This window comes from Kitasatospora sp. NPDC058218 (assembly GCF_042882445.1).
Lineage (GTDB): Bacteria > Actinomycetota > Actinomycetes > Streptomycetales > Streptomycetaceae > Kitasatospora.
Map to the genome: position 1 here is coordinate 175,057 of NZ_JBHVWC010000004.1, position 20,720 is coordinate 195,776.

The window sequence follows — 20,720 nt, forward strand, 5'->3', positions numbered from 1 at the left end:
CCCACCGCGCCCGCAGCGCCCACCGCGACCGGCGGACCCGCGCCGCACCGCACCCGCCGGGCACGGTCTCAGCAGGCGGGGACGGCACCGCCGTTGCGCAGCGCGTCCAGCGCGGAGATCGACTCGCCGAGCGTGCCCACCGGCACCAGCCTCAGCCCCTTCGGCAGGTTGACCTTGGCGTCCGAGCACTCGTCCTTGGGCAGCAGGAACACCGTCGCACCGTCCCGCGCCGCCGCCTGGGTCTTCAGCGGCACGCCGCCGACCGGGCCGATGACGCCCTGGTCGTCGATGGTGCCGGTACCCGCGACCGTCGCGCCGCCGGTGAGGTCACCGCCCTTGCCGTCGCCGGCGAGCTTGTCGACGATGCCCAGCGCCAGCATCTGGCCCGCGCTCGGGCCGCCGATGTCACCGAGGTCGACCTTCACCTTCACCTGGGCCGGCGAGAGGTGGAGGTAGGAGAGCGCGGCCGTGGTGGCGCTGTCCTGCGACTCGGTCATCTGCTGGGCCGTCACCTCCTCGGCCTTGGCCGGATCGTCCTGCGGGTAGACCGTCTCGGTCGGCCGGATCGCCTCGTCCTGGTCGAACCAGGCCTTCAGCGACCGCCAGAAGGTGGTCTTCTCGCCCGGATTGGTCGCCGAGATGGTCACCATCCGCAGCTCGCCGTCGGTGGTCCGCACCGGCGCACCGGTGATGGTCAGCACCGGCTCGCCCTGGTAGCTGCCCAGGGTGTCCGCGGTGACCCCCGGCCAGGTGAGCGTGTACGGCAGCGGAACGAAGGCCGCCACGCCGAACAGCGCGGCGACCAGCACCCCGCACAGCGCCAGCGCGCGGGTGCGGGGGGCGGTCAGGGCCTTGGGCAGCTTGGTGTCGGACACAGAGGCATCCAAACACACCCGGCGCTATCGCAGGGCGTCGGCGACCTCCGTCGCCGCCTCCACCACCCGGGGGCCGACCCGCTCGGGGACGAGCCCGTTCAGCATCACCACGCCGACGCTGCCCTCGATCCCGCTGAGCCCGACCAGTGCGGCGGCGGCGCCGCTCGCGCCCGACTGCTCCTCCGCACGGGTGATGACGAAGCCCTGTTCCGGACGGCGCTGGCTGGGGAAGCCGCGCGCCTCCAGGATCGCCCGCCCGGCGGCGCTCTCCCCGAGCGGGTGGCGCAGCCCGGTCCGGTAGGCGACGTGGAAGTCCGTCCAGCTGGGCTCGACCACGGCGACGGCCAGCGCCTCGTTGCCGTCGACCAGGGTGAGGTGGGCGGTGGCGCCGAGGTCCTCGGCCAGGCTGCGCAGGGCCGGCAGCGCCGCCTCGCGCAACAGCGGGTGCACCCGGTGGGCCAGTCGCAGCACGCCCAGGCCCACCCTGGCCCGGCCGCCGATGTCCCGGCGGACCAGCCCGTGCTGTTCCAGCGTGGCCAGCAGCCGGTAGACGACGGTCCGGTTGACGGCGAGCCGCGCGGCGAGCTCGGTGACGGTGAGCCCGCGTTCGGAGTCGGCGAGGAGTTTGAGGACCCGGACACCACGGTCCAGGGTCTGGGAGGTCTCTGCAGTCACGACGCGCAATTCCTTTCCGCGGCGGGTCGCCGGAGGCGGCGGCGCCGGTCCGGGACTCAGGTGTCGCGCGCAGGTGGGTGGCCGCGCTCGGGCCGCGGTGTGTCGTCCTTGACGTCCTGGCGGTCCTGCGGCGCCCGTCCCGCGGGGGTTACCCGGCGGGAGAGCGTGTGGGAAAGGTAGTGAAGGAATTGTCGCGGCGGAAGTGGTTGTCCAAAATTCGGGCATGATCAATTTCACCGCGCATGACAAATACGGGCAAATGACCATATTCCACGGCCGATGGTTGTGCACGGATCCGAGCACAGTCCGAAGTTCGGACAGCCCCCGCTGCGCAGGGCGCCACCCGCCGGACCCGACGGCACGCCCGACGGCCCGACGCGGCGGCGGGTCAGAGCAGGTTGCGCAGCACCGTCCAGGCCACCGCGGTGCCGAGCACCGCCGCCGTGCCGCCCCGCCCGAGCGTCGGCCGCCAGCTCCGGCCGGCCAGGCCGTGCCGCAGCCAGGTGAGGTAGAGCAGCGCGACCAGCGGCAGCGAGAGCAGCAGCGCCGCGTTGTCGTGCCAGGCCGTCGCGAAGTCGCCGTGCAGCAGGTCGTACGTCATCCGGGTGCCGCCGCAGCCGGGGCAGTCCAGTCCGGTGACCTTCCGCCAGGGGCAGAACGGCAGCATCTGCCCGGGCAGGTGCGGATTGCGCGTCCACAGGTACGCGGAGCCGGCCAGGCCGCCGACGAGCACCGCCAGCGGCGGCCCGGCGGTGCGGAGCCGGGCGGGGAGGGGCGGCCCGGCGAACCGGCCGCCGGCCCCGGGCACGGCGAAGCCGCCCCGGCCGGAGCCGGGGCGGCGCGCCGCGAATGGCCTGCGCAAGATCAGCTGCGCAGCAGACGGCCCTGGGCGTCCGTGCGGTCGTCGCTGGTGAGGAAGAGGATGCCGTCGATCAGCGACCAGACGCCGAGACCGCCGCAGGTCAGCAGCTGGGCGATGCCCAGGCCGATGTGGCCGGTGTAGAAGCGGCCGACGCCCAGGCTGCCGAGCAGGATCGTCAGGATGCCGGCGACGATCTTCGACTTGTCGGACAGCTCGGGCTGGGCGTGGGGCGGGTACGACACGTTCGGTGTGCTCCTTGTGACGGCATGTTCGAGGGCGCGACGAGAGGGTCGCTCCCCCGACTGGTGAGGTCGCCGGCCCGGCACACCGGGGGCTGCGGCAGCCGTCCGGACGGGACGGCATGCAGCGGCGACGACCCGGAGGCGGCGCGGCACGCGGAACACTAGCCGATCATCACACCGGCTGTCTCTACAGAATCTCCTCGTATGCCTTACCGTCACATGACCTTAAGGAAGCACCGGACGATTCCCGGATACTCCGCTACTTCGCCCACTCCCGGATTCGGTCGATCCGCGCCTTCAGCTGATTGACCGTCGCCTGCGCCGTGAGCGGGCCGCCGCACTGGCGCCGCAGCTCGTTGTGGATGGTGCCGTGCGGCTGACTCGTCCGGTGGTGCCAGGCCGCCACCAGCGCGTTCAACTCCTTGCGCAGCTCGCGCAGTTCCTGATGGGTCACCACCGGCCGCTGCTCGGCCGGCAGCTCCAGCAGGTCGGCCTCCTCCGCGGGCTTGGCCTTGCTGCGCTGGATCTGCCGGTGCTGGCGCTTCTGCAGCAGCATCTGCACCTGGTCCGGCTCCAGCAGGCCCGGGATGCCGAGGTACTCCTCCTCCTCCTCGCTGCCCGGGTGCGCCTGCATGCCGAACTCCATGGCGTTGTACAGCACCCGGTCGAAGACCGCGTCGGAGCCGATCGCCTCGTAGGAGAACTCATCGCCGCCCGCGCCGTCCGGACCGTCGTTGGCCCGCTCGGCCTCGGCCAGCAGCCGGTCCTCCTCGTCGAAGAGGCCCTCGCCCTCCTTCTTCGGCCGGTCCAGCACGTGGTCGCGCTGGAGCTCCATCTCGTTGGCGAAGCCCAGCAGCGTCGGGATGGTCGGCAGGAAGACGGACGCGGTCTCGCCGCGCTTGCGGGCGCGCACGAAACGGCCGACTGCCTGCGCGAAGAACAGCGGGGTCGAGATCGAGGTGGCGTACACCCCGACGGCCAGGCGCGGCACGTCGACGCCCTCGGACACCATCCGGACCGCGACCATCCAGCGCGAGTCGCCCGCCGCGTAGTCGGAGATCCGCTTGGACGCCTCCGCCTCGTCGGAGAGCACCACGGTGGCCTTCTCCCCGCTGATCTCCCGCAGGATCTTGGCGTAGGCGCGCGCGGTGTTCTGATCGGTGGCGATCACCAGGCCGCCGGCGTCCGGGATCGCCTTGCGGACCTCGCTCAGCCTGCGGTCGGCGGCCTGCAGCACGCTGGGGATCCACTCGCCCTGCGGAGCCAGCGCGGTGCGCCAGGCCTGGGCGATCAGGTCCTTGGTCATCGGCTCGCCGAGCCGCGCCTCCAGCTCGTCGCCGGACTTGGTGCGCCAGCGCATGTTGCCGCTGTAGGAGAGGAAGATCACCGGCCGGACGACGTGGTCGGCCAGCGCGTGCCCGTAGCCGTAGGTGTAGTCGGCGACCGACTTGCGGATGCCGTCGCCGCCCGCCTCGTACTGGACGAACGGGATCGGGTTGGTGTCCGAGCGGAACGGCGTACCGGTCAGCGCCAGCCGGCGGGAGGCCGGCTCGAAGGCCTCGAAGCAGGCCTCGCCCCAGGACTTCGAGTCACCGGCGTGGTGGATCTCGTCCATGATGACCAGCGTCTTGCGGGCCTCGGTGCGGTTGCGGTGCAGCATCGGGTTGACCCCGACGCCCGCGTAGGTGACCACGATGCCGTGGTACTCGCGGGAGAGCGGGCCGGAGGAGTAGGCCGGATCGAGCTTGATGCCTATCCGGGCGGCGGCCTCGGCCCACTGCTTCTTCAGGTGCTCGGTGGGCGCGACCACCGTGATCTGCTGCACCAGGTGGTTGTGGAGCAGGTAGGAGGCCAGGGTCAGGGCGAAGGTGGTCTTGCCCGCGCCCGGGGTCGCGACCGCGAGGAAGTCACGCGGCTGGTTCTCGATGTACCGGTCCAGCGCACCCTGCTGCCAGGCCCGGAGCTTGCCGGCGGTGCCCCAGGGGGCACGGCCGGGGAAGGCCGGCGACAGGTGGTGCGAAGCGGCCGACGCACCTTGGCCGGCGGCCCGGGCGGGCGCGTGCGGCTCCTGCGCGTCGGAGAAGAGGGGCATCGAGGAGGCGGCGGCAGTACTCACGGTCTCCGAGGGGGATCATCGCAGGTCAGAGGCTGTTTTGCGGCCCCGCCCCGCGGTCGGACGGCAATCGGACAACCGGTCCAGCGTACCGGTCCGGCGCCGTTCGGGCGGCCAGGCTCGACCTCCGCGACGCCCGGACGGCCGGAAACCGATGTGACCCGGATCACGGAAATCCGCCCGCGAAACCGCGTAAGCACGACCGCCCCACCCGACTCTCACCTGTGAGGCCGCCCCACCCTCCCCAGCCGCCACCCCGGCCTCACCCACCGAGAAGGCCCCACCCCACCGAGAAGGGACGCGCCGTGCACGCCTCCGTCGAAGAGACCGTCCAGGCCCGCTTGATCCTCTCCACCCACCGCTCGGCCCGGTTGCGGGTCACCCTCGCCTACCGCCCGGAGGACCCGCTCGCCGTCCGGATGGGCTTCCCCGCCGAGTTCTCGCTGGACGAGCCGGCCGACGGCCCCGTCCCGGTCCCCGGCCGGGACGCCGGCCCGGACATCGAGTGGGTCTTCGCCCGCCAGCTGCTGACGGCCGGCCTGGAGCTGGCCGCCGGCGTCGGCGACGTCCACGTCCGGCCCGCGGCGGGCCGGCGCACCATGGTCGAGCTGCGCGCGCCCGAGGGCACCGCGCTGGTCCGGTTCGACACCACCGACCTGCGGCGCTTCCTCTGGCGCAGCCGGCTGGCCGTCCCCGAGGGCGAGGAGCACCTGTACCTGGACGCCGACCGCGCCCTCGCCGAGCTCCTGGGCTGACGCGCGCCGGTGTCCGGAGGGCCCTGCCGCCCCCCGGTCCGTCGGCGGCCGCCCGGGGCCGAGCCCGGGCGAGCGCCTCGGGAGGGCCTCAGGAGGACAGCCGGCGCATCAGCCGCACGCCCTGCGCCGCCGTCAGGTGCGGCAGGTACGCCTTGCCTATCGCCCGGGTGATGCTGGGCAGTGCCGCCGGGTCGGGGTAGGCCATGTACATCGGCCGGTACTCCGGCTGGAACTTCGCCTTGAAGGCCAGCAGCGAGCGGAACCCGTACACCGGCTCCAGCACCCGGCCCATCCAGTCGAGCGTGCGCTGCAGGCCGGTGGGCGGCGCGTCCTGCCCGGAGCGGGCCAGCGGCGCGCCGGAGAGCGAGAGGAAGCGCGCGCCCTCGTCCTTGAAGCCGAGCGCGGCCGAGGCGATCAGGAACTCCGTCACGCCGCGGAAGCCGTCCGAGCGCCGGCGCATGAAGTCCAGCGTCCAGCCGACCGGCACCCCGTCCTCGTAGACCGGCATCCAGCTGGTCAGCCCGTGCACGGTGCGCTCGCCGTCGACGGCGATCAGCAGCCGGACCGCCGGGTCGTCCAGCTCCTCCAGCCCGCCGAGGGTGAAGCCCATCTCCGGCAGGCCCTTCTCGGAGACCCACTCCTCCGAGATCGAGCGGATCTGGTCCCGCAGCGCGAGCGGCGCGTCCTGGTACGCCCACCACTCGGCGGTGATGCCCTGCTTGCCGGCCTTGTTGAGCGCCGTCCGGATGTCCTGCCACTTGCGGCCGGTGAAGGCCAGCTCGGGCAGGGCGACCACGGTGTCCTCCGCCACCTGGAGCGAGCGCCAGCCGAGCTGCCCGGCGGCGGCCCGGGTCTCCGGGGTGACGCTGTAGAAGCACGGCGTCCAGCCGCGGGTGTCGCAGTACCGGGCGAAGCCGGCCACCGCCCGGCGGCGGGCCTCCGGCTCGCCGAACGGGTCGCCGGTGGTCAGCGCCACGGTGGAGAGCACCCGGTAGGCGACGGCGGCCCGGCCCTCCTCGTCGAACCAGTAGTGGTTGCCGTCCCAGGTGGTGATGAAGGAGAGCGTGCCGCCGCCGTGCGCGGTGAGCAGCGCCCGGGCACGGGCGGCGTCCTCGGCGGCCGCGTGCACCACCGGCCGGCGGAAGGCCACCAGCAGCGCGGTCAGCGCGACCGCCCAGAACACCAGGCCGCAGTACGTCTCCAGGAGGCGGGCCAGCGGGCCGACGGCGATCGGGTAGTCGGGCAGCAGGTCGTTGTAGGCGGGCGGCAGGAACTGCGCCGGCAGCCCGGCGACCAGGCCGCGCACGCCCGCGCCCGGATCGAACTGCCCGGCCGCCAGCCGGCCGAAGCCCACGTACGCGGTCGCGGCGGCCAGGGCCGCCCCGCCGAGCACGAGGGCGAGCCGGCCGAGCACCGCGCCCGGCAGCCGCAGGCCGAACCGCTGCCGGGTGGCCAGCAGCAGGCCGGTGGTGAGCAGCGGCAGCAGCAGCGCCTCGACGAAGTACTGCACCACGTCCCCGGCACCGGTGCCGGTCTCGGTGAACAGCCAGAGCAGCAGCGCGATCCAGAGCAGCTCGGTGGCGACGGTGATCCGCCACGCCAGCCGCAGGCCCCGGCGCAGGCCTTCGGCGAGGACCAGCAGCAGGGCCGGGAACAGCGCGGCCATCAGCCGGGCCGGGGTGTCGAAGATCCGCTGGACGGCGTGCGCGCGGGCGCAGTCGTGGGCGGAGAGGCCGCAGAAGTCGGCGACCTCGTCCGGGGTGAGCCGGTGCGAGAAGTAGAGCTCGGAGAAGGTGTTGAACGGCCCGGCGGCGTTGTCGTACAGCGAGGCGACGAGCGGCCCGAGGGCGGCGGCCACCAGGCAGAGCGCGACCAGCACGCGGGTCTCGGTGTGCGAGGAGCGGTGCGGGCGCAGCTGCCACCGGCCCCGGGCGAGCAGCGCGCCGACGCCGAGGCCGAGCAGCGCGCCGGCGCACCGCTGGACGCTCTGCAGGTGGCCGACGTACAGCGTCATCACCAGCGGGACGAGCACCACCAGCAGGTGCAGCCGGCGGCGCCAGAGCACGCTGAGCCGGTAGCCGAGCATCCCGGCCAGCGCGAACAGGCCGACGACCGGGCCGGCGGCGGTCTGGTCGGCGACGGCGGCCGTCCACTGCTCGCCGGCCCGGGAGCCGAAGGCGACCAGTCCGGTGCCGAGCAGGGTGCCCAGGACCTGCCCGCCGACCAGCACCAGCAGGGTCCGCCGGCGTCCGAGCCGGCTCTCGGCGGCCGGGCCGACCAGGAGCAGCAGCAGGCTGGTGAAGACGTACGAGCCCGCGCTGGAGCACCAGAACAGTGAGGTGAACGGCGTCCACCAGCGGCCCTCGCCGAGGGTGGGCAGACCCACGCCGATCTGGGCCAGCAGGGCCCGGGACGGGCCGTGGGCCAGGCTGGAGGTGGCGGCGCCGACCGCCCAGAGCAGGCCGAGCAGTACGAGGGTCAGCGGCGCGGCGCGCAGCCGGGCGGCGAGCCCGGTGACGGCCTGCCGGCCCGGCCGGGGGGACGGTTCGGGGGCGGTCGCCACCGGGACCGGGTCGAGGCGGAGGTCGCGTTCGCGTTCGCGGGTGGCGACCAGGACCGGTGCCGCACCGAGCCGGATCACCGGATCAACCCCGTCTGCTGGGCCAGCCACGGCAGCTGGTCGACGATGCCGGGCCGGAACACCACCCAACCGTGCCCACCCGGCATCAGATCGAACCTCGCCTTCATCCCGGCGTCCAGCACTGCCTGGTAGACCTTCTCCTGCTGCGGGCGGAACTCGCCGTCGGTGCGGCCGACGACGATCGCCGCGGCGGTGTCGGGGAACCGCTTGCGGCTCATCACCTGCAGCGGGTCGACGGCGTCGAACTTGGCCCCGTCGCCGTCGAAGGCCGCGGCGACGGTCTGCTCGCGGGTGCCCAGGGTGGGCTCGTCCTGCCCGGACATGTCGAGGAACGAGCCGTAGACCTCGGGGGCGTTGACGGCCAGCTGGAGCGCGCAGGTGCCGCCCATCGAGGCGCCGCCGATCGACCAGGAACCGCGGCCCTTGGCGGCCTGGAGGTGCTGGTGCACCCAGTTCGGGACGTCCTCGGCCAGGTAGGTCTGCACGTTGCCCAGCTTGGAGTCCATGCAGAGCGTGTTGTTCCAGATCGACCCGAGCTGGTCGGGCATCACCACGATCGGGGCCAGGCCGTCGTGCTCGGCGGCGAAGGCGTCCAGCGCCTCGTTCACCTGGCCGCCGAGCACCCAGTCGCCCGGGTTGCCGGGCTGGCCGGTGACGAGGACCACCACCGGCAGCAGCGGGCGCGGGCTGGCCTGGTAGGCGGGCGGCAGGTAGATGTACGCGTCACGGGCCTTGAAGCCGGACTTGCCGCCCGGGATCGGCTCGATGGAGACGGTGCCCTTGGCGGGCAGCCCGGGCGGCGCCTGCCAGACGTCGGCGAGGACCTTGCCGGGCGGCGGGCTCACCGTCCGGGGGTCCTTCCCGGTGGTCAGGTCCTGGGTCTTGGAGAGCCAGGGCGCGAGCATGACCCGGCCGCTGGGGTACTGGCCGAAGCCGCGGTTGACCTGCGAGGAGGCCATCAGCAGCACCAGTGCCCCGGCGGCGACCGCCAGCAGCTTGCCCCGCCGGGAGAGCCGCGGCATCCGGTAGCCGGCCAGGCAGAGCCCGAGCAGCGCGACGGCGATCCACCAGGTGACGTAGCGGGGCAGCCCCTCGGGGAAGGGGTGCCACCAGTCGTCCACGACGACGTCCAGCACCAAGCTGAGCGCGGCGGCGCTGAACAGCGCGGCGGGCAGGCGGCGGCTCCACCACGTCCGGCCGCGGGCCAGGGCGAGCAGGAGCAGGGAGCCCCAGCCGGCGGCGAGCACGGCGAGCGGGATCGGGCCGTGCGTCAGCGGCCAGTCGATCGGGTTCCAGCGGACGGCGAGCGTAGCGGTGGTCATGTACGTGTCCCCGGCCGGGTGGTGTCGGCCAGGAATCCGTAGGCGACCACGTTTCCCTGGTAGCCGTGTTCCTCGCTGTACCCGCCGCCGCACGTGATCACCCGGAGCTGGGCGTCGGCGGCCTGGCGGTACACCCGGTCGTCCGGGAAGTCCTTTCGGTCGTGCACTTCGATGGCGTAGAGCTGGTAGACGGCGGTGGCGCCGTCCTCGCGGGCGATCTCGATCCGGTCGCCGCGGTGCAGCGCGCCCAGATGATAGAAGACGGCGGGCCCGCTCTCGTTGTCGACGTGTCCCGCGATGATCGCGGTGCCGCGCTGCCCGGGGGCGGCGCCGCCGCGGTACCAGCCGGCCAGGTTGCGGTCGGCGGCCGGGGGCGTCTGGAGGCGGCCGTCGCCGTCCAGGCCGAGGCCGGTGACGGGGGCGTCGAGTTTGACGGCGGGGATCCTGATCCTGGTCGGGGTGGAGGGGCCGAGCGGGGGAACGACGGAGACCGGGGCGAAGCCGGAGAGGTACTGACCCGAACCGGGCGCCGGGGGCAGTGCGGCGTGGCCTCCGTCGTTCAGCAGCCAGGCGCCGAGGACGACCGCGGCGCCGACCGCCAGGGTGCCCGGCCACGGGCTCCTGCTCTGTTGGGCGCCCACCCGGCGCTCCCCTCTGCTGACAACGTGCTCGTTCCTGGGAGTTCCCTGAGAACAATTCAACCGGATTGGACCCTAAGGCACGTCAATACGATGGTCCTATCGACACCCCCCGATCGGCAGGGCTACCGCCCCGATGCGTGCTCCGAGTAGGCGGGTGACCACCGGGAGAGAGCGGAACCCGCCGGAAGGGCCGCCCCCGAGTCGTCCTGCATGACCATCGACAATCTCGGACGCCTGTCCGGTTGCACCAATCGAGCGATCAGTTGCGACCGTTCGTGGTGGATCACCGACCGATCGTGTCCACATGCCATGCTGACCCCGTTCACAGGCCTATCACCGCACTTGTCCGACCGGACTGTCTCCCGCCTGCCGCATGCCCCATGAACGGAGTGACCATGGACGCTCTCTCCCGCCGCACCCTACTGGCCGCCGGTGCCGCGACCGCAGCCACCCTCGCGGCCGGCTGCGGCGCCAACGGCGGGGCCGGCGGAGAGCAGGCGGCGGCCCCGGTCCCGGTCCCGGCCGGCCCGGCGGCGGACCACGCCGGCCCGGGTTCCGCGCCCCCCAAGCCCCCCGCCACCCTGATCGGCGACGGCTCCACCTCGGACACCGGCCCGCAGCCGAACCAGCCCACCGCCGAACCGCTGAAGCTCGGCGAGCGCCCGCCGCAGTTCGTGGTCTTCTCCTGGGACGGCGCGGGCGAGCTGGACAACGGCCTGTTCGGCCGGTTCCGCCGGCTGGCGCAGGAGCACAACGCGTCGATGACCTTCTTCCTGAGCGGCCTCTACCTGCTGCCCGAGGCCAAGAAGGACCTCTACCGTCCGCCGCAGCACAAGGTCGGCGCCTCCGACATCGGCTACCTGTCGGACCAGCACATCCACGACACCCTGGAGAACCTGCACGCGGCCTGGCTGGAGGGGCACGAGATCGGCACCCACTTCAACGGGCACTTCTGCGGCGCCACCGGCGTCGGCACGTGGTCGCCGGAGGAGTGGGACAGCGAGATCCAGCAGGCGATGGACTTCGTCACCAACTGGAGGACCACCACCGGCTTCACCGACCTGCCGGCACTGCCCTTCGACTACCGCAAGGAGCTGATCGGCAGCCGCACCCCCTGTCTGGAGGGCCAGCGCAACCTGCTGCCGACCGCCGTCAAGCGCGGTTGGCGCTACGACAGCAGCGGCAACGGGACGCAGATCTGGCCGCAGAAGATCCAGGGCGGGGCGCTCTGGGACCTCCCGCTGCAGTCCATCCCCTTCCCCGGGCACACCTTCCAGGTGCTGTCGATGGACTACAACATCATGTTCAACCAGTCCGGCAGCAACACCAAGGCCGACCCCGCCCTGCACGCGGCGTACCAGACCCAGGCCAGGGACTCCTACCTGATGGGCTTCGAGCGTGCGTACACCACCAACCGGGCGCCGTTCGTCATCGGCAACCACTTCGAGGAGTGGAACGGCGGCATCTACATGAACGCCGTCGAGGACGTGCTCAAGGCCGTCGCCGGCAAGCCCGAGGTGCGGCTGGTCTCCTTCCGCCAGCTGGTCGACTGGCTGGACGCGCAGGACCCGGCGGTGCTGCGCAAACTGCAGGGCCTCGCCGTCGGCCAGGCGCCGGCCGGGGGCTGGGAGACCTTCCTCGGCTCCCCCGCACCGGCCGGCGCCGCCACCGGCTGACCCCCGGGCCCGCGGCCGGCCCTACACCCTCCGGACCCGGCCGCCGAGCAGGGCGCCCAGCAGCGCCACACCGGTCATGGTCAGGAAGATCACCGTGAAGGCACCGGCCGAGGCGGTGCCCTCGGCGGCCTCGTGGGCGGCGGCCACCGAGCCGCCGCCCAGTGCCGAGAAGAGCACCCCGGACAGGCCCACCAGCAGCACGTTGCCGAGCGCGTCGCTCATCTGCAGCGAGGCCGAGTTGACCCCGGCGTCCTCCGGCGCGGACAGCTTCATCATCAGCACGCTGACGCTCGCCACCGTCAGGCCCATGCCGATCCCGCCGACGCCCCAGGCCGCCGCCGCCACCCAGGCCGGCACCGCCGGGACGAGCACCAGCGCCGCCCCCGCGATCGCCACCGCCGTCAGCAGGAAACCCCAGCGGATCATCGCCTCCCGGTACCGCTCCGCCCCGGGCCGGCCCTGCAGCCAGGAGCCCAGCGCCCAGGAGAGGCCGCCGCTGGTCAGGGTCAGGCCGGCCAGCGTCGGCGACAGGCCGCGCTGAGTGACCATCATCAGCGGGATGAACGCCTCCGCCGCGAAGAACGCCCCGGCGGCCACCCCGCGCAGCAGGATCACCGTCGGCAGCCCGCGCGCGGCGCGCAGCGTCCCGGCCGGCAGCAGCCCCAGGACGGCGGGCACCAGCAGCGCCACCCCGGCGAGCGCCGGGACCAGCCCGATCAGGTCCAGCCGCCGGCCGGCGTACTGCAGCAGACCGGCGCCGAGCGCGGCCATCGCGGCCAGCCGCGTGCGGCGGCGGTCGAACTCCGCGCCCTTCGCCACCGGCTGCTCCCTCCCCCAGCCTCCGGCCGGGGGGACCCCCATGGAGCGCCGCAGCGCGGGCCCCATCACCGCGAGCGGCAGCAGGATCAGCACCGGGACGGCGAGGAACACCCAGCGCCAGCCCAGGTGGTCGGTGACCGCCCCGGAGACCACCGGGCCGACGATCGAGGGCAGCACCCAGGCCGAGGAGAAGGCCGCGAACACGGCCGGCCGCAGCCGCTCCGGATAGGCCCGGCCGACCACCACGTACAGGGCGACGATCACCAGCCCGCCGCCCAGGCCCTGGATCGCCCGGCCGGCCACGAAGACCCACATCCCGGGCGCCGCCCCGGCCACCACCAGGCCCGCGCCGAACACCGCGATGCCGGTGAAGAGCGGCTGCAGCGGGCCCCGCCGGTCGCACCACTGGCCGGAGAGGACCAGGGCGAACAGCGTGGTGGTGAAGTAGCCGGAGAACGCGAAGGCGTACAGCTGGAGTCCGTCCAGCTGGCGGGCGGCCACCGGCATCGCGGTGTTGACGGCCGTCGCCTCGAAGGCGAGCAGCAGGACCACGGAGACGATCCCCAGGGTCAGCGCCCGGTAGCGGCCGGTGAGCACGCCACCACCGGGGTCGGTCTGATCGGGGGGTATCGGGGCGGAATCGACCGAGGTGGGGGAGGCTGTGGTCATACGTGACATCGTAAGACCCGTCAGCGCCGATGACCCCTGACCGTGGCCCCTGACCGCCTGGTCCGCAGGACGTAGGACACAGGTCCCGACCGGTGCGGCCACCCGGTCAGTGCAGCACCTTGAGGCCCACCACGCCGGAGACGATCAGCAACAGGCAGCCGATCCGCGCCGCCGAGACCGCGTCCCCCAGGACCGCCATGCCGTACACCGCCGTACCGATGGCGCCGATGCCGACCCAGACCGCGTAGCCGGTGCCGATCGGGATGGACCGCATCGCGTACGCCAGACCGCCCATGCTGAGCGCCAGCGCGCTGCCGAAGACGACCGTGGGAACGAGCCGGGAGAAACCCTTGGACGAGTCCAGGGCCACTGCCCAGACGGTCTCCAGGACGCCGGAAACGATCAGAACGAGCCATGCCATGACGAGGGACCTCCGCAGTCAGCAGCGGCCGGGTTGCCGCTGTGCTGCGCCGTCTTGTCGTCACCGGGTACGACGCGCTCGTCCGGGGTGGCCGACTCCGGCCACCTGTCTTCGACGGTAGCACGACCCGCCATACAGAATTTACACACGGACATTGACGTTCCCCCCGCCATTCCGCCAAGATGAATTCATCAACACGGCGAACGACGACAGGAGTCGGCAATGAACAGGAAGACGGTGGCCCTCGCGGCGCTCCGCACCTGTGCCCCGGCTCCCCGGTGTTGTCGTGTCTGTCGCCGTTGCCGCCGCGCCTGAGCGCCCCTGCGGTACAGCTCCTCCCACGGCCGTGTGCCCGAGTGGTTTAGGGAACCGCCTGCAAAGCGGTTTACACGGGTTCGATTCCCGTCATGGCCTCCACCGAAATGAATTGCCGGTCCGCGAAGAATTCGCGGACCGGCAATTCGGCGTTCCGGTATTTCGCCGGGAATTCACCCGGGGGTGGGGCGCCGGGATGGCGCCCCACCGCGCGGTCAGCCGGCGACGGCGTCCTCGGGCCGGATCGGCAGCCGCCCGACGGGCAGGCCGGTCGCGGCCCGGACGGCGGCCGCGACGGCGGCCGGGGCCACCACCGCGGGGGCCGCGCTGACCGCCTTGGCACCGAAGGTGGCGACCACGTCGCGCTCCTCGACCAGGGCGGCGATCCGGACCTCGGGGGTGTCCAGGGCGGTCGGCAGGCGGTAGCCGGTGAGCGAGGGGTTCTGCAGCAGGCCGCCCTCGGTGCGCAGGTCCTCCAGCAGGGCCAGGCCGACCCCCTGGGCCACCCCCGCCTCGATCCGGTCCTCGATCTGGCGCGGGTTGAGCGCCCGGCCGACGTCCTGGGCCACGGTCACGTCCACCACCCGCACCGCGCCCAGCTCGATGTCCACGTCCACCACCGCGCGCATCGCGCAGAACGCGATGGAGACGAAGGCGTCACCGTGCCCGGCCTCGTCCAGCGGCTCGGTCGGGTGCGGGCGGCACTGCGCGGTGGCCCAGAGCTCCTTGCCCTCCAGCGCCTCGGCGACCGGCATGCCGAGCACGCCGTCGTAGGAGGTGATCTTGCCGTCGGAGATCTGCAGCAGCTCCACCGACATCCCGAAGTTGGCGGCGATCGGCTGGAGCAGCTGGTGGCGGACCATCAGCGCGGCCCGCTCGACCGCGCCGCCGGAGACCCAGGTGTGCCGGCCGCGGGCGGCGGGCCCGGCGATCGACTGGTCGCTGTCGGCCGGCGCGATGTAGACCTCGCCCACCCCCAGCACCGACTGCACGATCTGCCGGGCCAGGGTGGCGAAGCCCTGGCCGGAGTCGACGGCCGCGCAGATCACCGTGGCGTGGTCACCGCTGACCCGCACCGTCGCGGTGGAGACTTCGTCCTCGCCCTCGGCGCCCAGCATGTGCACCATGCCGACCGCGTAGCCGATCCCGCGCCGCACCGCCGCCGGGTCGCCGGCGCCGCCGGGCCCGCCCGGCAGCAGCCACTCGGCGTCCGGATCGTCCACCGGCAGCGCCGGCAGCGGCTCCTCGGCGAGGGCGTCCAGCAGCGCGGCCACCGGCGCGGGGCAGGTGACGGCCTGTCCGGTGGGCATCGGGTCGCCGGTCGCCATCGCGTTGCGCCGACGGACCTCCAGCGGGTCCACCCCGACCCGGGCGGCCAGCTGGTCCAGCTGCGACTCGTAGGCGAAGCAGGCCTGCAGGGCGCCCTCGCCGCGCATCCGGCCGGCCGGCGGGTTGTTGGTGCGCACCGCCCAGGCGTCCACGAAGACGTTCGGGCAGACGTAGGGGCCGACCGAGAAGGCGGTGGCGGCGGCCAGCGCCTCGGCCGAGACGTCCGCGTAGGCCCCGCCGTCCAGCAGGATCTGCGCCTCCACCTTGACCAGCCTGCCCTCGGCGTCGGCGTGGTGGCGGTAGCGCAGCAGCGCCGGGTGGCGGGAGGTGTGGGTGTGGAACGACTCCTCGCGGGTGAGGGTCATCTTCACCGGGCGGCCGGTGCGCAGCGCCAGCAGCGCCAGGGTCACCTGGAAGGAGAGGTCCTCGCGGTCCGAGGTGGCGCCGGGCACGCCGGTGACCACCAGCCGGACCCGGTCCGGCTCCAGGCCGAGGCAGGCGGCGGTGCGGTCGCGGTCGCCGTGCGGGTCGGTGGACGACAGGTGCAGTTCGACCCCGCCGTCCGGGCGCGGCACGGCCAGGCCCGCCTCGGCGCCGAGCGGCGCCGGGTCCTGGCGGCCGACCTGGTAGAGGCCCTCGACGATGATCTCGCCGGCCGCGTCGGGGTCACCGGTGCGCAGCGGCAGGTGCCGGAAGAGGTTGCCGTCCGGGTGCAGCGGGCCGGCGGTGAAGGCCTGCTCGGGGTCGGTCACCGCCTCCAGGGGCTCGTACTCGACGGTGATCAGACCGACCGCCAGCCGGGCGGTGTCGGGGTGGTCGGCGGCGACCGCGGCGACCGGCTCGCCGTGGTGGCGCACCACGCCGGCGGCCAGGATCGGCCGGTCGGCGACGATCGGCCCGGCCGGGGCGCCGTCGGGGGTGCCGTCCGGACCGGGCGGCAGGTCCGCGGAGGTGACCACCGCGTGCACGCCCGGCAGGGCGAGTGCGGCCGAGGTGTCGATGCCCTTGATGCGGGCGTGCGGGTGCGGCGAGCGCAGTACCGCGCCCCAGAGCAGGCCCTCGGCCCAGAGGTCGGCGGCGTACGGGTAGATGCCGAGCGCCTTCGGCAGGGCGTCGCTGCGCAGCGGGGAGCTGCCCAGCCCGAACGGCTCCCGTGCGCCGCCCTCGTCACCGTCCTGCTGGGGTGCTGCGCCGATGTCGGTAGGCGACGTCATGATGCGTGGTCGTCCTCGGGGAGCCGGATGCCGTGGGCGGGGGTGGCGCCGTACGGGACGCCGGCGGGGGCGGTGCCCTCGGCCGGGACCCCGTGCGGGGGCGTGGGGACGTACGGCGTGCCGTGGGCGGGCGTGCCGTCGAAGCCGGCCCCGGCGAAGGCCGTGGCGTCGAAGGCCGGGCCGTCGAAGCCGTTGCCGGGGACGGGGACGCCGTGCGCGGGGGTCGGCTCGTAGACCGGGCCGTCGTACGGCGAGGCGTCGTAGCCGGCCTGCGGCGGGTAGCCCCCGTCCGGGTAGCCCCCGTCCGGGTAGCCGCCGGGCAGGTAGCCGCCGGGCTCGGGGGCGCCCTGGTACGGCTGCTGCTCGGGGTAGCCCTGCGGCGGGTAGTAGCCCTGCCCCTCGCCGCCCTGGGCGGGGACGCCCGGGACGGGCGTGAGCACCGCGGTGTCGTACACGCCGGTGTCGTAGCCGCCCTGACCGTCGGGGGCGCCGTACGGCAGGCCGACGGTCAGGCCCGTCCCGGCGGTGGTCGGGGTCTCCTCGACCGGCGGCTGCGGGACGTGCTCGATCCAGGCGTCGGCGTCGGTGTAGACCGGCAGGTCGGCGGTCTGCTCGGGCGCCGGCACCCCGGCCGCGGGGGTCCCGCCGGCCGGAGCGGGCGTCTCGGCGGCGGCCGCGTGCGCCTCCTCCGCCTCCTCGGCCTCGTGCGCGCGGGCGTCGGCGACGCTCTGCACCGCGGCCAGCACGCCCCGGTAGCCGGTGCAGCGGCAGAGGTTGCCGCAGAGCGCCTGCCGGGCCTCGACCTCGGTGGGCCGGTGGTTGCGCTGGAGCAGGTCGTGCACGGCCATCGCCATGCCGGGCGTGCAGTAGCCGCACTGCACCGCACCGGACTCGGCGAGCGCCTGCTGGACCTCGCTGGCGCCGCCGCCGGCCGACAGGCCCTCGACGGTGTTGATCTCGCTGTCCGCGGCCAGCGCGGCGGGCACCAGGCAGCCGGCCACCAGCTGGCCGTCCACCTGGACCGAGCAGGCGCCGCACTCGCCCTGCTCGCAGCCGTCCTTGGCGCCGGCCAGTCCGAGCCGCTCGCGCAGCACGTAGAGCAGGCTCTCGCCGATCCAGGCGTCGGTGACGGGCCGTTCGAAACCGTTGACCCGCAGCGTGTACGAGGCGCAGGGGCGCAGCTCGCGACTGACCTGCGGCGCGTGGTCGAGCGGGCCGACGTCGAGGGTCCCGATGGGGTCAGTGGTCACTTCAGCGCCCTTCCCAGTGCCCGGCGGGCCAGCACCGATACGGTACGCCGCAGCCGGACGGCGGCCGCGCTCGGCCCCTCGGTCACGGCCTCCCAGGCGCCGTCGGCGCCGTAGCTGTCGGGTACGCAGGCGGCGGCCACGTACTCGCCGAAGGCGGCCGTCGCGGTGGGGTCGATCTCGCGGCTGCCGTCCCAGTCGATGCAGCCGGCCACCCAGGCCTCGGCCTCCAGCGGGCGCAGCGGCACGGGGGCGACGGCTCCGACGGCGCAGCGCACGGCGCGCCGGGCGGGGTCGAGGACGAGCGCGACGGAGGCGGTGGCGCGGGCCGGGCCGCTGCGGCCGGTGGCCTTGAGGAAGACCTGCGGGGCGTGCAGCAGCGGGACGCGCACCCAGGTGAGCAGTTCACCGGGGCGCAGCGGGTCGAGGCCGGTGAGCAGGTGGCTGACCGGGACCTCGCGGGTGGCGCCGGCCCGGGCGAGGGTCGCGGTGGCCTCCAGCGCGGCCAGCACCGGAAGGGTGTCGCCGGCCGGCGAGGCGGTGACGATGTTGCCGCCCAGGGTGCCGACGTTGCGGACCTGCGGGGGGCCCGCGGTCCGGGCGGCGTCGGCGAGGGCGGGGATCAGGGCCGCGAAGTCGGGGCGGTCCATCCGGGCGTGGGTGAGTCCGGCGCCGAGGACGGCGGTGCCGCCGTCCTCGTAGCGCCAGCCGCGCAGTTCGGTGATCCGGCCGAGGCCGATCAGGGCGGCGGGGCGCAACCGCCCGGCGTTGACGGCCTCCATCAGGTCGGTGGCGCCGGCCACCGGCACCGCGGCCGGGGTGGCGGCCAGCGCGTCGACGGCCTCGTCGAGGGAGGCCGGCAGCATGATCGTCCGGTTCACCTGGGTCCCACCGTGCTCCACTTGCTCATCGATCGCCTGCCGCCCGCGGCCCTCGGCCGGGGTGTCCGCGTCGGCAGCCCGGCCTGGCCCGTAGGGTACGGGCGATCGGGCCGGGTTGGGCAACTCTGGCACACAATGCTCGATGATCATTTCGGGACGGGCGAACGGAACTGCCCGATTGGGACGGATACCGGGCGGTATCTGCTCCGGCCCGAGTCGGACCGGAGCAGATGTTCATCTGTTCTTGACGTCGGATGACCACTCAGAAGTTCCCGGGCGCCACCGAGCCCGGCCGACGGTCCCGGTCAGACCGCCGGCGGCGGACCCTCGATCGGGCGGCCGGCCACCCCGGGGCGGCGCTGCCAGGGGTGCGGACCGTCGACCGGACGGTACTCGACGCCGAGCGCGTCCAGTACGGCCCGGTGGGACTCCATCCGGCGCTCGAAGCCCGCGTAGTCGCGCTCGGCCGGGTCGGTGGGCAGCGCCGACCAGGCCACCTCCGAGAAGGCCGCCAGCCGGGGGAAGGCCCGGTAGTCGACGTCCCGGGCGCTGTCCATGAACTCGCTCCACAGATTGGCCTGGGTGCCGATCACCCGGCGGGCCGCGACCTCGTCGAGCTGCGCCGGCACCGGCTCGAAGCGGTACACGTCCTCCAGCGTGCGGACGAAGCCGACCGGGATCGGCTCCTCCGCCCCCGGGGCCTGCCGGTGGTCCAGGTAGACGTGCTGCTCGGGGCACATCACCACGTCGTGCCCGGCCTCGGCGGCGGCGATCCCGCCCCCGTAGCCGCGCCAGGACGAGACCGCCGCGCCGGGTGCGAGTCCGCCCTCCAGGATCTCGTCCCAGCCGATCAGCCGGCGCCCGCGCTCGGCCAGCCAGCGGTCGAAGTGCCGGATCACCCAGCTCTGCAGCTCGTCCTCGTTGCTCAGGCCGAGCTCCCGGATCCGCTCCTGGGCCGCGGCGCTGTCCTTCCACTGCTCCTTCGGGCACTCGTCGCCGCCCAGGTGGACGAACTCGGACGGGAAGAGCTCCAGGACCTCCTCCAGCACCCCCTCGAAGAAGCGGACGGTGCCCTCGGAGGGGTTGAGCACGTTGTGACTCACCCCCCAGTCGGTCCACACGCCCAGGGCCGCGGTGTCCACCACGTCGGTGTTGCCCAGTTCGGGGTAGGCGGAGATGGCGGCCTGGGAGTGACCCGGCAGATCGATCTCCGGAACGACGGTGATCGCCCGTTCGGCCGCGTACGCGACGATCTCGCGCAGGTCGTCCTGGGTGTAGAAGCCGCCGTGCGGGCGGTCGTCGCGGCGCTGGCCGGACCGGTAGCCGACCATCGAGCGCTCGCGCCAGGAGGCCAGCTCGGTGAGCTTCGGGTAGCGCTTGATCTCCACCCGCCAGCCCTGGTCGTCGGTCAGGTGCAGGTGGAGCACGTTGAGCTTGTGCGCGGAGAGCTGGTCGATGAAGCGCAGGACGTCGGCCTTGGGCAGGAAGTGCCGGGCGACGTCCAGCAGCGCGCCGCGCCAGCCGAAGCGGGGGGCGTCCTCGATGTCGACGCCGGGCAGCACCCATCCGGTGCCGCGCAGCGGGGCCCGGCGGTAGGCGTCCGGGCCGAGCAGCCGGCGCAGGGTCTGGGCACCCCAGAGCGCGCCGGCCGGGCCGCCGGCGGTGACCACGGCGCGGCCGGGGCGCACCGAGAGCCGGTACGCCTCACCGGCCAGCGTCCCGTCGTGGACCAGCTCGATGCCCTCGCCGGGCTGCCCCGGGCCGAGCGGCAGTCCGGTGGCGGCGGTCAGCGCGGTGCGCAGCCACCGCTCGGCGCCGGCCAGCGCCGGGGGCGCGGTCAGGGTGGTGCTGCGGTCGAGGGGGAAGTCCTGGTCCTGGAGGCGGACGGAACTCAAGGGGGCGGGAATGAGGTCCATTGCGCCATCCTGCCCCCGGTCGGGCCAACTGGCATAGACCACTTTGCGCAATGCGGCACAGTGCAAAACGGCGCGGTGCAAAACGGCGCGCTGCACAGCGGCGCCGT

Annotated in this window: 16 protein-coding genes, 1 tRNA gene and 1 riboswitch; of the genes, 3 read left to right on the top strand and 14 right to left on the bottom strand. The window is 73.9% G+C overall.

The annotated features are described in order from the left end of the window. Positions 1 to 68 precede the first annotated feature (68 nt). From ACFVYI_RS04005 to ACFVYI_RS04025, 5 genes are all read right to left on the bottom strand, one after another. Complete coding sequence (locus tag ACFVYI_RS04005) at positions 69 to 875, bottom strand: S16 family serine protease (protein ID WP_387881331.1); 807 nt, start codon at positions 873 to 875, stop codon at positions 69 to 71. Between the two features lie 24 nt (positions 876 to 899). After that, positions 900 to 1,550, bottom strand: a complete 651-nt coding sequence (locus tag ACFVYI_RS04010; protein ID WP_209416099.1) for an IclR family transcriptional regulator — start codon at positions 1,548 to 1,550, stop codon at positions 900 to 902. Positions 1,551 to 1,938: 388 nt separating this feature from the next. Continuing rightward, positions 1,939 to 2,412, bottom strand: a complete 474-nt coding sequence (locus ACFVYI_RS04015; protein ID WP_387881334.1) for a DUF2752 domain-containing protein — start codon at positions 2,410 to 2,412, stop codon at positions 1,939 to 1,941. Between the two features lie 2 nt (positions 2,413 to 2,414). Continuing rightward, positions 2,415 to 2,654 carry a TM2 domain-containing protein gene (locus ACFVYI_RS04020; protein ID WP_387881335.1) on the bottom strand — a complete coding sequence of 80 codons (240 nt, stop codon included), beginning with the start codon at positions 2,652 to 2,654 and terminating at the stop codon, positions 2,415 to 2,417. A 259-nt stretch (positions 2,655 to 2,913) separates the two neighbouring features. Then, positions 2,914 to 4,746: a DEAD/DEAH box helicase gene (locus ACFVYI_RS04025; RefSeq protein ID WP_387881388.1), complete on the bottom strand. Its 1,833-nt coding sequence runs from the start codon at positions 4,744 to 4,746 to the stop codon at positions 2,914 to 2,916. A gap of 326 nt (positions 4,747 to 5,072) precedes the next feature. Between ACFVYI_RS04025 and ACFVYI_RS04030 the strand changes: the two genes are divergently transcribed. Beyond that, positions 5,073 to 5,522 carry an SsgA family sporulation/cell division regulator gene (locus ACFVYI_RS04030; protein ID WP_387881337.1) on the top strand — a complete coding sequence of 150 codons (450 nt, stop codon included), beginning with the start codon at positions 5,073 to 5,075 and terminating at the stop codon, positions 5,520 to 5,522. Positions 5,523 to 5,610: 88 nt separating this feature from the next. On the opposite strand, the gene ACFVYI_RS04035 is transcribed toward ACFVYI_RS04030, so the two are convergent. The 3 genes from ACFVYI_RS04035 to ACFVYI_RS04045 are packed head-to-tail and all read right to left on the bottom strand — an operon-like array spanning position 5,611 to position 10,126. Next, complete coding sequence (locus ACFVYI_RS04035) at positions 5,611 to 8,193, bottom strand: phosphatidylglycerol lysyltransferase domain-containing protein (protein WP_387881339.1); 2,583 nt, start codon at positions 8,191 to 8,193, stop codon at positions 5,611 to 5,613. After that, positions 8,160 to 9,485 carry an alpha/beta hydrolase gene (locus tag ACFVYI_RS04040; protein WP_387881341.1) on the bottom strand — a complete coding sequence of 442 codons (1,326 nt, stop codon included), beginning with the start codon at positions 9,483 to 9,485 and terminating at the stop codon, positions 8,160 to 8,162. Before ACFVYI_RS04040 ends, ACFVYI_RS04035 begins: the two co-directional genes overlap by 34 nt. Continuing rightward, a complete protein-coding gene (locus ACFVYI_RS04045) occupies positions 9,482 to 10,126 on the bottom strand; it encodes a class F sortase (protein WP_387881343.1) in 645 nt (214 codons plus the stop codon). Before ACFVYI_RS04045 ends, ACFVYI_RS04040 begins: the two co-directional genes overlap by 4 nt. 395 nt (positions 10,127 to 10,521) lie before the next feature. Here ACFVYI_RS04045 and ACFVYI_RS04050 point away from each other — a divergent pair, with 395 nt between their 5' ends. Continuing rightward, entirely contained in the window at positions 10,522 to 11,802 is a 1,281-nt protein-coding gene (locus tag ACFVYI_RS04050; RefSeq protein ID WP_387881345.1) for a hypothetical protein, read from the top strand. 21 nt (positions 11,803 to 11,823) lie between these two features. Here ACFVYI_RS04050 and ACFVYI_RS04055 read toward each other — a convergent pair whose 3' ends face one another. Together ACFVYI_RS04055 and ACFVYI_RS04060 are read right to left on the bottom strand one after the other, a co-directional pair. Then, positions 11,824 to 13,290 carry an MFS transporter gene (locus ACFVYI_RS04055; RefSeq protein ID WP_387881347.1) on the bottom strand — a complete coding sequence of 489 codons (1,467 nt, stop codon included), beginning with the start codon at positions 13,288 to 13,290 and terminating at the stop codon, positions 11,824 to 11,826. Between the two features lie 106 nt (positions 13,291 to 13,396). After that, positions 13,397 to 13,711, bottom strand: a complete 315-nt coding sequence (locus ACFVYI_RS04060) for a DMT family transporter (protein WP_387881349.1) — start codon at positions 13,709 to 13,711, stop codon at positions 13,397 to 13,399. A 43-nt stretch (positions 13,712 to 13,754) separates the two neighbouring features. Further along, positions 13,755 to 13,819: riboswitch (guanidine-III (ykkC-III) riboswitch) on the bottom strand. A 234-nt stretch (positions 13,820 to 14,053) separates the two neighbouring features. On the opposite strand from ACFVYI_RS04060, the gene ACFVYI_RS04065 reads away from it, so the two are divergent. Next, positions 14,054 to 14,128 (top strand) — tRNA-Cys (locus ACFVYI_RS04065). 113 nt (positions 14,129 to 14,241) lie between these two features. On the opposite strand, the gene ACFVYI_RS04070 is transcribed toward ACFVYI_RS04065, so the two are convergent. The 4 genes from ACFVYI_RS04070 to ACFVYI_RS04085 all read right to left on the bottom strand — a co-directional run bounded on the left by ACFVYI_RS04070 (position 14,242) and on the right by ACFVYI_RS04085 (position 20,613). Beyond that, positions 14,242 to 16,569, bottom strand: a complete 2,328-nt coding sequence (locus tag ACFVYI_RS04070; RefSeq protein WP_387881351.1) for a xanthine dehydrogenase family protein molybdopterin-binding subunit — start codon at positions 16,567 to 16,569, stop codon at positions 14,242 to 14,244. Continuing rightward, positions 16,566 to 17,819: a 2Fe-2S iron-sulfur cluster-binding protein gene (locus ACFVYI_RS04075; RefSeq protein ID WP_387881353.1), complete on the bottom strand. Its 1,254-nt coding sequence runs from the start codon at positions 17,817 to 17,819 to the stop codon at positions 16,566 to 16,568. The genes ACFVYI_RS04070 and ACFVYI_RS04075 overlap by 4 nt, the downstream gene beginning before the upstream one ends. Continuing rightward, positions 17,816 to 18,682 (bottom strand): FAD binding domain-containing protein, encoded by an 867-nt coding sequence (locus ACFVYI_RS04080; RefSeq protein ID WP_387881389.1) that lies wholly within the window; start codon positions 18,680 to 18,682, stop codon positions 17,816 to 17,818. The genes ACFVYI_RS04075 and ACFVYI_RS04080 overlap by 4 nt, the downstream gene beginning before the upstream one ends. A gap of 320 nt (positions 18,683 to 19,002) precedes the next feature. Next, the gene (locus ACFVYI_RS04085) at positions 19,003 to 20,613 is read right to left on the bottom strand and encodes a beta-N-acetylhexosaminidase (protein WP_387881354.1); all 1,611 of its coding nucleotides are present in this window, start codon (positions 20,611 to 20,613) and stop codon (positions 19,003 to 19,005) included. Between the last annotated feature and the right edge of the window lie 107 nt (positions 20,614 to 20,720).